9 protein-coding genes are annotated in these 14,549 nt (G+C 50.2%); 3 read left to right on the top strand and 6 right to left on the bottom strand.

Features of this window, described 5'->3' with window-relative positions:
* Positions 1-141: 141 nt before the first annotated feature.
* The gene (gene ppsA / locus KDK13_RS13120) at positions 142-2,529 is read right to left on the bottom strand and encodes a phosphoenolpyruvate synthase (protein ID WP_257285422.1); all 2,388 of its coding nucleotides are present in this window, start codon (positions 2,527-2,529) and stop codon (positions 142-144) included.
* Positions 2,530-2,838: 309 nt separating this feature from the next.
* Here ppsA and KDK13_RS13115 point away from each other — a divergent pair, with 309 nt between their 5' ends.
* On the top strand, positions 2,839-3,660 hold the full coding sequence (locus KDK13_RS13115) for a pyruvate, water dikinase regulatory protein (protein ID WP_257285421.1): 822 nt from the start codon (positions 2,839-2,841) through the stop codon (positions 3,658-3,660).
* A gap of 96 nt (positions 3,661-3,756) precedes the next feature.
* The gene (locus tag KDK13_RS13110) at positions 3,757-6,933 is read left to right on the top strand and encodes a hypothetical protein (RefSeq protein WP_257285420.1); all 3,177 of its coding nucleotides are present in this window, start codon (positions 3,757-3,759) and stop codon (positions 6,931-6,933) included.
* Positions 6,934-6,953: 20 nt separating this feature from the next.
* On the opposite strand, the gene prpF is transcribed toward KDK13_RS13110, so the two are convergent.
* The 4 genes from prpF to KDK13_RS13090 form a co-directional block, all read right to left on the bottom strand.
* Positions 6,954-8,126: a 2-methylaconitate cis-trans isomerase PrpF gene (gene prpF, locus KDK13_RS13105; RefSeq protein WP_257285419.1), complete on the bottom strand. Its 1,173-nt coding sequence runs from the start codon at positions 8,124-8,126 to the stop codon at positions 6,954-6,956.
* Between the two features lie 79 nt (positions 8,127-8,205).
* The gene (gene acnD, locus KDK13_RS13100; protein ID WP_257285418.1) at positions 8,206-10,809 is read right to left on the bottom strand and encodes a Fe/S-dependent 2-methylisocitrate dehydratase AcnD; all 2,604 of its coding nucleotides are present in this window, start codon (positions 10,807-10,809) and stop codon (positions 8,206-8,208) included.
* 93 nt (positions 10,810-10,902) lie between these two features.
* A complete protein-coding gene (prpC, locus tag KDK13_RS13095) occupies positions 10,903-12,045 on the bottom strand; it encodes a 2-methylcitrate synthase (protein ID WP_257285417.1) in 1,143 nt (380 codons plus the stop codon).
* Between the two features lie 21 nt (positions 12,046-12,066).
* Positions 12,067-12,906 (bottom strand): oxaloacetate decarboxylase, encoded by an 840-nt coding sequence (locus tag KDK13_RS13090; RefSeq protein WP_257285416.1) that lies wholly within the window; start codon positions 12,904-12,906, stop codon positions 12,067-12,069.
* 369 nt (positions 12,907-13,275) lie between these two features.
* Here KDK13_RS13090 and KDK13_RS13085 point away from each other — a divergent pair, with 369 nt between their 5' ends.
* Positions 13,276-13,725 carry a hypothetical protein gene (locus KDK13_RS13085; protein WP_257285415.1) on the top strand — a complete coding sequence of 150 codons (450 nt, stop codon included), beginning with the start codon at positions 13,276-13,278 and terminating at the stop codon, positions 13,723-13,725.
* A 141-nt stretch (positions 13,726-13,866) separates the two neighbouring features.
* On the opposite strand, the gene KDK13_RS13080 is transcribed toward KDK13_RS13085, so the two are convergent.
* On the bottom strand, positions 13,867-14,358 hold the full coding sequence (locus tag KDK13_RS13080; RefSeq protein WP_257285414.1) for a hypothetical protein: 492 nt from the start codon (positions 14,356-14,358) through the stop codon (positions 13,867-13,869).
* Positions 14,359-14,549: the final 191 nt, after the last annotated feature.

The raw sequence follows: 14,549 nt of genomic DNA, 5'->3' as shown, positions 1-14,549 counted from the left end.
AGCTGATTTTAGCCCCGATGGTGATCATTTAATAATCCATTGCAGAAATAATCCCAGAGGGGGACCCAAAGGTGACACCGTACTTCTCTGGAAGATTCCTGACTGCCTTTCAAGACAACCTTTGAACAGCCCCTGACAGAATCATTCCGCCAGATAGAGCCAGGTCTCCAGGACAGAGTCCGGGTTCAGGGAAACGGTATCAATGCTCTCCTCCATGAGCCAGCGGGCAAAATCCGGATGGTCACTGGGACCCTGGCCACAGATACCGATGTATTTACCGTGTCGGCGACAGGCCTGAATCGCCATGGACAACAGCTGCTTAACGGCGGCATTACGCTCATCAAAAAGATGGGCAATCAAGCCGGAATCCCGATCAAGTCCCAGTGCCAGCTGAGTCATATCGTTGGAGCCAATGGAGAAGCCATCAAAATATTTCAGGAACTCATCAGCCAGCAGTGCATTGGATGGCAGTTCGCACATCATAATGATCTTCAGACCATGTTCACCACGGCGAAGTCCAAAGTCAGACATAATGTTGATAACCTGATGAGCTTCATCCGGCGTTCTGACGAATGGCACCATCAGTTCAACATTGTCCAGGCCAAACTCATCCCTGACCCGCTTCATGGCCCGGCATTCCAACTCAAAACAATCCCTGAAGGATTCCGAGATATAACGGGAAGCGCCACGAAAGCCCAGCATCGGATTCTCTTCATCAGGCTCATGGATTTTGCCGCCGATCAGGTTGGCATATTCGTTAGACTTGAAGTCTGAGAGTCGGACAATCACCTTTTCCGGGGCAAAGGCGGCCGCAATGGAAGCAACACCTTCAACCAGTTTCTCGACGTAAAAATCCACAGGATCGCCATAGCCTGCCATTCGCTCATCAATCTGCTGTTTCACGGCACCGGGGACTTTGCCCGGATTTTTTCGATAATCCAGCAAAGCCTTGGGATGAACACCAATCATCTTGTTGATGATAAATTCCAGTCGGGCAAGACCCACACCTGCATTGGGCAATCGGGAGAAACTGAAGGCCCGGTCAGGATTACCCACATTCATCATGATCCTGAATGGCAACTCAGGCATCTGATCCAGATCTTTCTTCTGGTGCTCAAACGGTAACTCGCCCTCATAAATAAAGCCGGTATCCCCTTGTGCACAGGAAACGGTAACCACCTGACCATCTTTCAGCCGGTCGGTTGCATCACCACACCCGACCACCGCTGGAATCCCCAGCTCTCTGGCAATAATGGCGGCATGACAGGTACGCCCACCCCGGTTGGTAACAATGGCTGAGGCCCGTTTCATAACGGGTTCCCAGTCCGGATCGGTCATATCCGTCACCAGCACATCGCCATCGCGAACCCGGTCCATATCCATCAGGTCATCCACCAGGCAGACCCGTCCCTGACCAATGCGCTGGCCAATACTGCGACCTTCGGCAAGGACATTACCCTGCTGCAACAGGCGATAACGTTCCAGCGTCCTGGATTCAGTTCGGCTTTGTACTGTCTCAGGCCGGGCCTGAACCACATAAAGCCGCTGGTCATCGCCATCCCTGGCCCACTCAATATCCATGGGGCAACCATAATGGGCTTCAATGGCCATGGCCTGACGGGCCAGTTCCAGCACATCGGCATCACTGATGGAGAACTGCTGACGTTTCTCAAGATCAACATCCACGGTTTGCACGGACCTTCCGGTCTCTCCGGCATCACCGTAAACCATCTGAATCGCCTTGCTCCCCATATTCCGCCTGAGAATGGCAGAGCGCCCGGCTTCAAGTGCGGGCTTGTACACATAAAACTCATCCGGATTCACCGCACCCTGAACGATCGTCTCTCCCAAGCCCCAGGAGGAGGTTATAAATACGGCATCGCGGAAACCTGACTCGGTATCCAGGGTAAACATCACACCAGCAGACCCCGTTTCACTGCGAACCATCCGCTGAATTCCAGCTGACAATGCCACATCCCGATGGTCAAAGCCCTGATGTTCACGGTATGAAATTGCGCGGTCATTGAAGAGAGAGGCAAAGACTTCGCGAACCGCTTGCAGCACATTCTGTGCGCCACGAATATTCAGAAAGGTCTCCTGCTGTCCGGCAAAGGAAGCATCAGGCAAGTCTTCCGCTGTTGCCGAGGATCGCACTGCTACCGCCAGGTCGTCATGTTTACCGCAGAGTTCACGATAGCTGTTGATAATGGCCTGTTCAAATTCAGGCCGAAATGGCTCATCCATAATCCATTGGCGAATTTTGGCACCCGCCCCGGTGAGCTGCTGAAGGTCATCAATATCCAGTTCATCCAGCAATGCATGAATGCGATCATACAACCCTGAGCCATCCAGAAAGTCCCGGTAGGCCTCTGCCGTGGTGGCAAAACCACCGGGTACGCTAACCCCTGCCCTGCCAAGATGGCTGAGCATCTCCCCCAGCGAGGCGTTCTTGCCACCAACCCGCTTTACATCACTATTGCCCAGAGCATTCAAGTCCACTACAAACTCTGGTAAAGATGAACTGTTCAAGCCACACTCCTGCCTGTTCTTCAAAGGATTACCATGGGTTTCACCGTTGAGAATGCACCGACTGCGCCAGAAGCTGTCCGAGTCCGAAAGGCTTCCGGCCCAAAAAGAAGGTTGTCATAGTACGGCCAATTAGACGACACCGATTCTCTCATCACGAATAATACGGTATAGTTTGTTAGATATTGTTAATGATTGAAAGAGTTTTTTGCTTTGAACCACATTCTTTTTATCTATCTGCACCAGAAACCAGAAAGAACACGGTAATCTCAAGCTTTTCCTCTCTGAATTTATGCTTCTGGAGTCAATAAAATGGAGCGATCGGTATTTTTTATCTCTGATGGTACTGGTATTACCGCTGAATCCTTTGGCCAAAGTCTGCTCGCCCAGTTCTCTGGCCCTACATTCCGTCACAACACCCTGCCCTATATTGACACACCCGAAAAAGCCGCACGGACACTGACCCTGATTAAAGAAACTCATCAGCATGAGGTGGTTCAACCTATCGTTTTTATGACGGTGCTGAATGAAGAAGTCAGCAAACTGCTGCATACCAGTGGGGCTTATATTATTGACCTCTTTGTGACCTTTCTTCCCGGCCTGGAGATAGAGCTGGACTCTCATCCGCTGTATACCGTCGGCAAGAAACGTTCAACAACCAGCAGCGACAGCTACCACCGCCGCATCGAAGCGGTGCAGTTTGCCCTTGATAATGATGATGGCGCTCGCATCCGACACTATGAAAAGGCCGATATTATTGTGCTGGGAGCCTCCCGTTCCGGTAAAACGCCGACCTGCATCTATCTTGGGTTACAGTTTGGTATCTTTGCTGCCAATTACCCGATTACCGAGGATGATTTTGATAAGGGCATCAAGTTGCCTGATTTTCTTCGCCCGCACAAAGAACGCCTTTTTGGCTTGACCATCAATCCCGCCCGGCTCTCAGGCATCAGGAATGAGCGGCGACCCAACAGTCGCTATTCATCGGTCAGGCAGTGTCAGTATGAAGTGCAGATGGTTGAACAGATCTATAACCAGGAGCGGATCAGCTATATCGATACCACTGAATTTTCAGTTGAAGAGATTTCGACACGAATAATGGATCAGGCCAATCTGACAAGAAGGCTGAAATAACCATAATTCAAGACTCAACAGGCCCGGGGAATTGAATTTTTTTTTCTCCCCCTTGTCAAATGGCCAAAAAAGGCATCTTTGACAAGGGGTGAAAACGTGGATGTAACAGGCATAAATAGTGGTACGACTACTGGGTCAGGCCTGACTTCAGAAACCAGCAATTGCGACGGGACAGGGAGTTATAAATCCCAGACAGTAAGACCGGCTGAAGACAAAGAGGTGTTCCTCAATCCTGCCAATTCCGGATCCGCCAACACCGGGGCATCTGGAACCAGCCCACCGGGTGTTGACAGCCTGTTTACCCTTGCTGACAGCAGAGTCAGTCATTCCGAAACTCACGGTCCGATTGCTGGCGGGAGTGTTCTCGGAACTGCCGTCGGAAGTGAAGAAAGCGCTGTCGGGAGTGAAGTCGGAAGTGAAGAAAGTACCAAAGGCAGTCAGAAAGTGACTTTCAGCGCAGACCTTCCCCCGGCAAATCAAACAAAGCTGCAGGCATTGCTTGCGTCAGAAAATGTTGAAAAACAATCTGTGAAAGAAGAATTACAGAAACTTGTTCAACAGTTTGATGAATTGCACGTCAGTTTCAGTTTAATGGATAAACTCAGTATCCTGAAAATAAACATCCAGCAATACATTGAAAGTGACATGATCCTTGTGGGTAAACGTTTTTTAACAGACGATGTTCAATTAAGAAGAATAATTGCGGATGGTATTCAAAAAGTAGTACGGGGTATCGCTATTTGGGCTGGGATCAACACCAACAACCTGAAAGTACTGACCTATATCATTGAACAAGGGTTCCCCATCAAACAAGACATTCTCTGGATTGATCCGAATCCTGAATCGATCGTTTACCTTCCTTTTGAGACAATGATGAAGCTGGTAGATAACTGCAGCCCGCGTTGCCCGGACCTGTTATTCGTCAAGGCTATTTTTGCTGATGCTGACCCTCGCTTTGACGATCTTACCCAGACGATTTTAACTTGCCGACCCATCAGTGATGTACTGTTTCTGGAAGCAATCGCTCAATCAATACCAACCGTTTCACATAAAAGGTTAACGGTTTTCTTTGATTATCTCCATAGTGAATTCAATACCTGGGATATGATTGAAGACCTGGTTAAGCAGCGCTATGGGGATCACCGAATTTCGGTTCGTGGCAAGATTTACAAATACAAAAAGAGCATAACAATGCTTTTTGTTCTTGAAGCCATTGCACAACAATCACCGGATAAAGCCCGTACCCTTATTCGTTCATTTTGTCCCGGTGAACAGCAACTGATGGCAATGACGGCTCTTTTGGGAGGATTGCATCAAACCACCGAATTATTGAGTGAAATGGGTATTACCGTCGCCGGGCATGCGTTTAGGGAAGCCTCCGTTAATTTAAAAAATTCTCCTTTTCTTATGGCCAAAGAGGCTGGATTGACCAATGAACGATTATTTACCAATACAATAAATCGGGTAGCTCCGTTTCTATGGACCTTGCCCAATGAAAATGGGTTACAGTGGTACCTGGACTGCCGGTTACCGGATAAAAAATCACAGTCGTTTATCCATCTTGTCATGAAGCAAGCGTCCATTTATCAGAAAGGAAGTCATGAACCAAAAAGAAGTCATGAACCGGAAAAATGGTCAGGCCCGAATCATGCCGAACAATTGGTTCCGGGAGATGTAAGCCTGTGGGCGGCAAACATTTTTACGGTATTGGATGATACTGTTTCTGCAAACATTGCGGGACTTTTACAGAAAGATGCCCGGTATAGTGAGGCCTGGAACATCCTGATCAGCAAGGCCAAGTGCTGTAATGGCCTTACCAGTCCCGGTGATTTCATGAAATTCATGGACTGGCTGTTGATAGAGGGCCTGTCATTGGTTCGAATGGAGCCTGAACACCGTGAGGAAGAGGCAAACTATAACACCCGGCAAAAAAGTTATCGCCCGGATCTGTGGCCGGATCCACAGAGTAATGTTTCAACAACATCATCAGCATCAAATGATCGACTTGTAGCCTATACCAAACTCGTTACAACATTACATTTTGATATCATTGAATCATTTCTACGCCTTGCACCTACCGGCCATCGAATTCATGTGCTGAATAACTGGTTAACTGATCCTGATTGTGCGGAACAGCGGGAAACCTTATTTCGCCAGCCTGTTTACCCACTCAATACTATGGGAAGTCCTTACGTTTGGCAGTTGTTGTTATCACTGGATAAAGATTATCAGCCACCGGAAAATCAGTTTGATAATGACTGGAAAAAACCGGACAATGCGCCAATTGATTCACCACCATTCCCGCCGGCCAAAAGGCTAAAACCCGGGGAGAAGAGTCGCGATATTGAAAGCAAGGCAGGTTCTTGTCTTCACCTGAAATCAACCAAACTGAAATCAACCAACGATGTGCCTTATCATTTATACCTCTGCGATCTCGATCCAGTAACCAACGCGGATCAGATTTTCGCGGGACTCTATAACTATGCCCATGATTGCGGTGTTTTATTCAGTTGTGGATTGTATGCTCCAGCGGTAATAACTGCAGAACATAATTCCGTGACTAACCGAAAACACTATGTCCTTTCGTCTTATGTGGATGCCGCTTGCGAAGAACAGATACTTCAGTGGAAAAAAGCTTCAGAACATTCCAATGTGGGTCCCGCAGGCATTCGGAATTTTGATGCTACGAAAAGTATGATTGAGCTGGGTGAAGATTACTTTTTCTCCAGAAAATGTCAGAAGTTTCTTGATTTTGAACAATCAGAGGATCGGGCCAAGGTGGCATTTTCAGAACTGGCTAACAATGCCCAGGAGCTGGTATTGCAATATGCCCGCTGTTTTCAACAACAGTTCAACCCTGTTGACAGGGAGTCCATTCTGAATCATGAGGGTAAAATAAAGGTAATCCTGGCCACGCTGTTTCACAAGGCCTTTCCCCAATTCACGGAAGAGTGCGTGGATCACGCCATGAATGAAGATGGGCTGCTGTCACAGGCTGTCAGAGAGGTTATCTACTGGTGTGGTCATGACGCCGGATTCATTCACGATATAAAACAAAACATTATTCCGAAATCCATATATCCGGGTTGTTCAGAAAGCACCAATATTGCTGATTTCAGTATATTGGAACATGATGAGCTGATTCCCGGCGTTGGGTTTGTCACATGGGATAACCAGCCAGACCTTGGTGTTTCATTTGGCGTAAATCCTCTGGTTGCGCTGAATGCAGTGATCGTCAAGCTACTGGCCAGGGGAGCCCTGGCCTCTGTGTGAGTTATTTGATATTCCAGGGTTCATTCAACCGGCAAACGAACCCAGCCTTCCATCAACACCCTGGCACTGCGGCTCATGATCGCTTTGGTCACCGTCCATTGCCCATCCTTAAGCACTGCTTCGGCCCCTACTTTCAACGTACCCGAGGGGTGGCCGAAATGTACTGAGTGTCGTTCACCACCACCGGCCGCCAGGTTGACCAGGGTGCCCGGAATGGCAGCCGCCGTACCGATGGCCACGGCAGCCGTGCCCATCATGGCGTGGTGAAGTTTGCCCATGGAGAGCGCCCTGACCAAAAGATCAATATCATCTGCAGAGACTGCTTTGCCGCTGGAAGAAATATAACTTTTTGGTTCAGCAACAAAAGCGACTTTCGGCGTATGCTGCCGGGTTTCAGCTTCTTCAAGCCTGCTGATCAATCCCATCCGAAGTGCGCCATAAGCCCTGATACTCTCAAACATGGCCAGCGCTTTGTTATCACCATTGATCACTTCCTGAAGTTCAGTTCCCTGGTAACCAACGTCTTCGGCATTGATAAAAATGGTGGGAATGCCGGCATTGATCATGGTGGTCTTTAAGGTTCCAACACCCGGTACTTCAAGATCATCCACCCGATGACCTGTTGGGAACAGTGCGCCCTCACCCGCCGCAGGATCAAGAAACTCGACCTGAACTTCAGCCGCCGGAAAGGTCACACCATCCAGGACAAAATCACCCGTTTCCTGTACCGCGCCATGGGTCATTGGCACATGGGCAATAATGGTTTTTTTGATATTGGCCTGCCAGATCCGCACCGTTGCCATGCCCTGGTCGGGTATCTGCCCTGCATCAACCAGCCCGTTGCTGATGGCAAATGCACCAACGGCGGCGGTCAGGTTTCCACAGTTGCCACTCCAGTCCACGAAAGGTTGATCAATGGCTACCTGACCAAAGAGATAATCCACATCATGGTCAGGCTGCCTGCTTTTCGACAGGATGACCGTTTTGCTGGTACTGGAGGTGGCACCACCCATACCATCAATCTGCTTACCGTATGGATCCGGACTGCCGATCACCCTGAGCAGTAAGGCATCGCGAGCCTTGCCCGGAACCTGCGCTGCTTCTGGCAGATCAGTGAGATTGAAAAAAACGCCTTTACTGGTTCCGCCCCGCATATAGGTTGCGGGTACCCTGATCTGTGGAGGGTGAGCCATGGAGAACAGCTCCTTCTGTTATAAGAGTGTGGTGCTGGCTCTTATGCCCAAGGGCCAGCGAGAGCCAGCGAGAGAATGTTCAGGCAGCGGCTTCGGACTCCAGGAAGTCCCTGGCAAAACGCTGCAGTACACCACCGGCATCGTATACGGATACTTCTTCAGCCGTATCCAGGCGACAGGTTACCGGTACTTCAATGGTTTCTCCGTTGGCACGGTGAATCAATAGTGTCAGTGTTGCGCCCGGCGTCCGCTCTCCGATCACATCGTAGGTTTCGGTGCCATCAAGCCCCAATGTCTTGCGGGTTGTGCCAGCCTTGAATTCCAGGGGCAGCACCCCCATGCCTACCAGGTTGGTCCGGTGAATACGCTCAAACCCTTCGGCCAGAATCGCCTCAACACCGGCCAGCCGAACCCCTTTGGCTGCCCAGTCACGGGATGATCCCTGACCGTAGTCAGCGCCGGCAACAATAATCAGCGGCTGACGACGATCCATATAGGTTTCAATGGCTTCCCACATACGGGTTTCCTGACCTTCCGGCTCAATTCTGGCCAGGGAGCCCTGCTTGACTTCACCATTAGCGTCCAGACACATCTCATTAAGCAGTTTGGGGTTGGCAAAGGTGGCCCGTTGCGCTGTCAGATGGTCACCACGGTGTGTGGCATAGGAGTTAAAGTCTTCTTCCGGCAGCCCCATTTTCGTCAGATATTCACCCGCTGCACTGCTGGCCAGAATCGCATTGGACGGTGACAGGTGATCGGTGGTGATGTTATCACCCAATATTGCCAGAGGGCGCATGCCTTTCAGGGTGCGCTCACCAGCCAGAGCACCTTCCCAGTAGGGAGGACGGCGAATGTAGGTACTCGTGGGCCGCCAGTCGTACAGAGGACTTTCAGCCTGCCCCGCCTTGCCCAGGTCAAACATGGGAATGTAAACTTGGTGAAACTGCTCTGGCTTTACGGATTCAGCAACAATCGCATCGATCTCTTCATCGCTGGGCCAGATGTCCTTCAGGGTAATGGGGTTGCCATTCTGATCAGTGCCCAGTGCATCTTTTTCAATATCAAAACGTACCGTACCGGCAATGGCATAAGCCACCACCAACGGTGGCGAGGCAAGGAAAGCCTGCCTGGCGTAAGGATGAATCCGCCCATCAAAGTTACGGTTGCCAGAGAGAACCGCCGTTGCGTAGAGATCCCGGTCAATCACTTCCTGCTGGATCTCGGGATCCAGTGCCCCACTCATACCGTTACAGGTGGTACAGGCATAGGCGACAATGCCAAAGCCCAGTTTTTCCATTTCAGCAAGAAGACCGGCTTCCTCGAGATAGAGTCTGGCGACCTTAGAGCCAGGGGCGAATGAAGACTTCACCCAGGGTTTCCGGACCAGTCCCAGCTTATTGGCGTTTCGGGCCACCAGGCCGGCGGCAACTACATTTCGGGGATTGCTGGTATTGGTACAGCTGGTGATGGCAGCAATGATGATGGCACCGTCGGGCATTAAGCCCTCTAGCTCTTCTTCTTTCAGGTAAGGCCCGGCAACGCCACGACTTGCCAGCTCAGCGGTTGGCAAACGGCGGTGCGGGTTGGATGGCCCGGCCATATTGCGGCAAATTGTCGAGAGATCAAAGGTCAGCACCCGCTCATAGTCAGCGGTTTTAAGGTCATCAGCCCAGAGCCCCGTGGTTTTGGCATAATTTTCCACCAGGGCCACCTGCTCCGGCTCACGCCCGGTCAGCTTAAGGTAATCAATGGTCTGTTCGTCGATGTAGAACATGCCGGCTGAAGCACCAAACTCCGGTGTCATATTGGAAATGGTTGCACGATCACCAATGGTGAGGTTGGCAGCCCCTTCACCAAAGAACTCCAGGTAGGATGAAACCACACGCTCTTTTCTTAGGAATTCCGTAAGGGCCAGCACGATATCCGTCGCCGTAATGCCTGGCTGGCGCTGGCCTGCCAGCTCAACACCGACAATATCAGGCAGTCGCATCATGGAAGGACGGCCCAGCATCACGGTTTCGGCTTCCAGGCCACCAACCCCAATGGCAATAACGCCAAGGGCGTCCACGTGCGGAGTATGGCTGTCGGTACCGACGCAAGTATCCGGATAGGCGACACCGTCACGGGACTGGATAACCGGGGACATTTTCTCCAGGTTGATCTGGTGCATAATGCCATTGCCCGCAGGAATCACATCAACGTTTTCAAAGGCGGTTTTGGTCCACTCAATAAAATGGAAACGGTCTTCATTCCGGCGATCTTCAATAGCCCGGTTTTTTTCCAGGGCATCCGGATCAAAACCGCCATGTTCAACGGCCAGAGAGTGATCAACAATCAACTGGGTTGGTACAACCGGGTTAACCCTGGCAGGATCACCGCCCTGCCCGGCAATGGCATCGCGCAATCCGGCAAGATCCACCAGGGCGGTCTGGCCAAGAATGTCATGGCAGACAACACGGGCTGGATACCAGGGGAAATCCAGGTCACGCTGACGCTCAACGATCTGTTTCAGGGAATCGGTCAGTGTAGCCGGGTCACAGCGGCGAACCAGCTGCTCGGCCAATACTCTGGAGGTATAGGGTAAGGTGTTATAGGCGCCCGGTTTAATCGCTTCCACAGCTTCACGGGTGTCATAATAATCCAGCTGGGTGCCGGGTAAGGGTTTACGAAAATCAGTGTTCATACGTCGAACGTCCACCGGGCAAGTAATTTATTGTTATAAACCACCAGGCGCACAAAGATAGCTTTTTCTCTGTGCGTCTGGTGGTCTTTGTGGTTAATCGCGGTCTTCAATAGCCACCCATTCTGCACTTTCTGGCCCGGTATAGTCTGCAGATGGACGGATAATGCGGTTGTTCGCGCGCTGCTCCATAACGTGAGCAGCCCAGCCGGCTACCCGCGAACAGACAAAGATCGGTGTAAACAATTTGGTAGGAATGCCCATAAAGTTATAGGCAGAAGCATGGAAGAAGTCAGCATTACAGAACAGCTTCTTCTCCCGCCACATAACCGCCTCGACACGCTCGGAAACGGCATACAGATACTTGTCACCCATCTGCTCAGACAACTTCCTGGACCACTCTTTGATGATGGCATTACGGGGGTCAGACTGACGATAAATGGCATGACCAAAGCCCATAATCTTATCTTTGCGTGCCAGCATGGCCATGATCTTCTCTTCGGCCTCCTCAGGCGAGCGCCAGTTCTCGATCATTGCCATAGCCGCTTCGTTAGCGCCACCGTGGAGCGGTCCCCGCAGTGAGCCGATGGCACCGGTCACACAGCTGTGAATATCAGAAAGGGTGGAAGCACAAACACGGCCGGTAAAGGTTGAAGCATTGAACTCATGCTCGGCATAAAGTACCAGAGAAGCGTGCATTACCTGAACATGGAGTGGCTCAGGTTTTTTATGGTGCAGAGTCCAGAGAAACTGCTCGGCGATGGAATCAGCATCGGTATCAACATCAACTCGAATACCCTTGTGGCTGAAGTTGTACCAGTAGTTGATCATGCCGGGGAAAATGGCCAGCATGCGGTCAATATGATCGTTTTGTTGTGAGAAATCCTGTTCGGTTTCCAGATTACCCAGCATTGAACAACCGGTTCGCATCACATCCATTGGGTGAGCATCAGCGGGAATCTGTTCGAGTACCGTTTTCAGGGCATCGGGCAGAGAGCGAAGGCCTTTAAGCCTGATTTTGTAGGCGTCCAGTTCAGTCTGGTTTGGCAGTTTGCCATAAAGCAGAAGATACACGACTTCTTCAAACTGGGCCTTTTCTGCCAGCTCGTTGATATCGTAACCACGGTAAGTGAGGCCTGAGCCGGTTTTGCCAACGGTACACAGTGCGGTTTCACCGGCTGACTGACCACGCAGGCCTGCGCCAGTTAATTTTTTTTCTGTCCCAGAGTTCGTTGACATAGTACTTCTCCGTTTTTTATTTTATGGGTTCAGGAACTCTTTGGTTTTCACCAGCTGTTCACGCTCCTGGAAGGTCATCATACCATCGGCGATAGCGCCACTGTTGCCGTCACGCTTGATCACCTTCAGCACTTCCCGCATTGCGGTCACTGCAGCCCGCTGCAGGTCAGAAGGAATAATGATCAGCTGGTAGCCCATCGCTTTCAGGTCTTCAGTAGGTACCAGTGGCGTTTTACCACTGTAGAACATGTTAATCAGCTTGGGACCGGGCGCCTGTCTGGCAATTTTTTCAATCTGCCTGATGGTCTGTGGCGCTTCAACAAACAGCATATCCGCCCCTGCCTCGACATAAGCCCTGGCACGATCAATAGCATCTTCAAAGCCGGTAACCGCAATCGCATCGGTACGGGCAATCACGGTGACGTCACCGGCATACTTCCTGGCCACAGAGACTTTCTTACACATCTCGTCAACAGATACCAGAGACTTGCCGTCCAGATGCCCGCAGCGCTTGGGAAACTCCTGGTCTTCCAGGTGAAAAGCACTGACGCCCGCATTGGCAAACAGCTCCACGGTGCGTTTGACATTTACCTCGTTGCCAAAACCGGTGTCCGCATCGGCAATCACTGGCAAAGAGGTGGCGGCAACGATCTGACGAACCCGGTCAACCACTTCCGTCAGTGTCAGCAGACCAATATCAGGGACACCGGTGCTGCGGGCAATGGCACCACCACTGGCGTATAACGCTGAGAAACCGGCTTCTTCACCGAGCCGCGCCGAAATACCATCGTAAACTCCGGGAGCGGTGACAATGCCCTGCCCAGCAATCAATCGGCTCAGGGCATTATTCTTTTGATTCATGAGGTTACCTCTGATTTTTATTTCTTGTTATAAAGAGTGTTAAGGCAGCACTAGTACATGGTTGACAATATTTTTAGATATTTATACCGAACTTTAATCAGCACTTCTACCTGCATTGAAAACAACCTATAACTAAATCAGCGACATATAAATCACAATTGCTTATTCAAAAAACATCTCAGGAAAGCTGCATTGTGTTGAGCTAAAAGGCTAGGCTTTCTCCGCAGTAGAGTTCTTAACTCACTTTGCTCTTGACGGTCGGTAGCGGGGAGAAGAGTCAGACTGAAAACTGTTTGGGCACTCGACCTGTGTTCCCTGTTGATCGCACAGAACTGAAGTTAACTCTAATAAATGTTAAGGAGTCATATCTTGGATACTACGTCAAAACATGTATCTTTTGCATCAATACCTCTGCAATCTCGCAACGAGGAGCAAACAGCTTCCAGTGAAAATACAGAAGGATCTTTTAGTACCAGCAATGGAAGGATTTGCGTTGCTATTGGTCTCGGTGTGGCCATTGTCGGAAGCATGGCATTAGGGCTGGGATTGACGCGCGGTAAGCAATCAAGTCAACAATTAACTACCAATTCGCCCACGCCTGGACCTGAAAATACTCAGGCTCTCAATGGCAGAAATATAACTGTCAGCAACACCATTCACCCTTCCACCCAGCAATTTATAGCCGACAGCATAACAACTACCCCTAATATCACAGTAGCTACTCCACACGCTTCCTGGCTGCCTCCATTTAATAATGAGACAACATCCACTGCTTTTCAGGGAACATCAACACCTGCAAACAATACTGGTCGGGGATGAGCTGATGTCCCCATCGGCTTTGATGTTTCTATCAATTGTACAAGTTAAGGACAGTGGGAAAACGCCACTGGTTCCCACTGAAGGCCTGAAAGCGATTTGGTGATAGAAGCATTAGAGCCGATGGGGGCATCAGTTCATTTCTCAACTGGTACCGATTGTATGTGCTGGTACTCCCTGAGAAGCAGTGGATGTTGACTCTATCGTTGATGAAGGTAGCCAGGAAGCGTGTGTAGTAGTTACTTCGACTTTAGGAGGGGTTGTTATGCTGTCGGCTATAAATTGCTGGGTGGAAGGGTGAATGGCGTTGCTGAAAGTTATACTTCTGCTATTGTGGGCATGAAAACCCTGAGAACTTCCAGGATCAGTGGAGTTCGAATTGCCATTGGTGTTAGTGGTGTTGCACTCGGGTAGGTTCCTATTACCTTTATATTCGCACTTAACGCCCGTCAATCCAGCCCACAGCCCTAATGCCGTGCCTCCGATAAGGACCACACCGAGACCAATAACCACTTTCCTGTTGTTATTCAAGGTTCTAAAAATCCCTCCTGAATTTTCACTTGAAGCTGTTTTATCCTCGTTTTGAGATTGCGGAGGTATTGATGAATAAGATGCACTTTTTATCGTCGTATCCAAAATATGACTCCTTAGCGTTTATTAGAGTTAACTTCAGTTCCGTGCGATCAACGGGGAACACAGGTCGAGCGCCCAAACAGTTTTCAGTCTGGCTTTTCTCCCCGCCAGCGACCGTCAAGAGCTGAGCGAGTTAAAAACTGTCCTGCGCGAACAAGCCTAGTCTTTCAGCACAGCATAATGTAGCTTTCATG

The sequence above is a fragment of the Endozoicomonas sp. SESOKO1 genome, assembly GCF_024606265.1.
Classification (GTDB): domain Bacteria; phylum Pseudomonadota; class Gammaproteobacteria; order Pseudomonadales; family Endozoicomonadaceae; genus Endozoicomonas.
The sequence above is the reverse complement of the archived record's forward strand: the minus strand, read 5'-3'. Positions and strand labels throughout refer to the sequence as shown.

Bases quoted from the DNA above. Each gene is read 5' to 3' on its own strand.
- KDK13_RS13115 (WP_257285421.1), top strand. From the start codon at position 2,839: ATGGAGCGATCGGTATTTTTTATCTCTGATGGTACTGGTATTACCGCT.
- prpF (WP_257285419.1), bottom strand. From the start codon at position 8,126: ATGGCTCACCCTCCACAGATCAGGGTACCCGCAACCTATATGCGGGGC.
- acnD (WP_257285418.1), bottom strand. From the start codon at position 10,809: ATGAACACTGATTTTCGTAAACCCTTACCCGGCACCCAGCTGGATTAT.
- prpC (WP_257285417.1), bottom strand. From the start codon at position 12,045: ATGTCAACGAACTCTGGGACAGAAAAAAAATTAACTGGCGCAGGCCTG.
- KDK13_RS13090 (WP_257285416.1), bottom strand. From the start codon at position 12,906: ATGAATCAAAAGAATAATGCCCTGAGCCGATTGATTGCTGGGCAGGGC.